This window comes from Rhizobacter sp. P1_G5 (assembly GCF_056405435.1).
In genome coordinates this window covers 1-1289 of record NZ_JBFUCB010000998.1, presented here as the reverse complement: position 1 = coordinate 1289, position 1289 = coordinate 1, and the positions used below count along the sequence as shown (strand labels likewise).

The following is a 1289-nucleotide window of genomic DNA, read 5'->3' as shown; positions in this document are numbered from 1 at the left end:
GCGTGAGCCCGCCGGGCCGCCCCAAGGGCGAACACCGGAGTGCGCAGCACGAAGGTACTCACGTGAGCCCTGACGGGTCTGCGGCGCATGCTACGGGATGACCCGCCTTGAAGGCAACGAAACCCGTCATGGTGTTTTCCAGCGGACCGCGTCGTCAGCCTCGCGCAAGGCGCGGGCAGGGCGCGCAGCTAAAATGCGGGTTATCCCTCGCGATCCCTGCCTCTTCATCAAGAGAACTTCATGAGCCTGCACAAAGTCCCCCCCGGCGCCAAGGCGCCCGAGCAGTTCAACGTGATCATCGAGATCCCGATGAACGCCGACCCGATCAAGTACGAGGTCGACAAGGAAAGCGGCGCGCTGTTCGTCGACCGCTTCATGACGACCGCGATGCACTACCCCTGCAACTACGGCTACGTGCCGCAGACGCTGTCCGACGACGGCGACCCGGTCGACGTGCTCGTGATCACGCCGTTCCCGCTGTCGCCGGGCGTCGTCGTCACCTGCCGCCCGATTGGCGTGCTGAAGATGGAAGACGAGGCCGGTGGCGACAGCAAGCTGCTCGCGGTGCCGATCGACAAGGTGCTGCCGATCTACACGCACTGGCAGAAGCCCGAAGACATCAACCAGATGCGCCTGAAGGCGATCCAGCATTTCTTCGAGCACTACAAGGACCTCGAGGCCGGCAAGTGGGTCAAGGTGACCGGCTGGGAAGGTCCGGAATCGGCCAAAGCCGAGATCAGCAGCGGGCTGGCTGCGTACCAGAAGGCTGCCGCCGCGAAGGGCTGAGTCACCCGCCGTCACGAACGGACATGCAGAGAAGGGGAGCCGCGGGCTCCTCTTTTTGTTGGCGGAACCTCGGCGAAGGACAGCGCTCTACACTGCGCCCTTCGCTTCGGATTCCCCCGCCCCATGCTGAAACGTCTCCTGCCCGCCGTTCTCATCGTTGCCGGCACTCTGCTGGTGCAGACCGCTTCCGCACAGGCCCTGCCGGCCGGTGTCAACAAGGTCCAGACGGTCGAAGGCATCACCGAGTACCGCCTCGCCAACGGCCTGCAGCTGCTGCTGATCCCCGACGACTCCAAGCCGACCACCACGGTCAACATGACCTACCACGTCGGCTCGCGGATGGAGAACTACGGCGAGACCGGCATGGCCCATCTGCTGGAGCACCTGCTGTTCAAGGGCACGCCGAAGCACCGCACCGTGTGGGCCGAGTTCACCAAGCGTGGGCTGGCTGCCAACGGCAGCACCTGGTTCGACCGCACCAACTACTTCGCGAGCTTCTCGGC

At 64.8% G+C, this 1289-nt stretch carries 2 protein-coding genes; both read left to right on the top strand.

Annotated elements, in window-relative coordinates; all coding sequences use genetic code 11:
* Positions 1 to 240: 240 nt before the first annotated feature.
* Positions 241 to 786 (top strand): inorganic diphosphatase, encoded by a 546-nt coding sequence (ppa, locus tag AC1D12_RS33500; RefSeq protein ID WP_047511809.1) that lies wholly within the window; start codon positions 241 to 243, stop codon positions 784 to 786.
* A gap of 123 nt (positions 787 to 909) precedes the next feature.
* Positions 910 to 1289: M16 family metallopeptidase (locus AC1D12_RS33495; RefSeq protein WP_477845401.1), on the top strand; the 380-nt coding region annotated here is incomplete at its 3' end.

Bases quoted from the DNA above. Each gene is read 5' to 3' on its own strand.
- ppa (WP_047511809.1), top strand. From the start codon at position 241: ATGAGCCTGCACAAAGTCCCCCCCGGCGCCAAGGCGCCCGAGCAGTTC.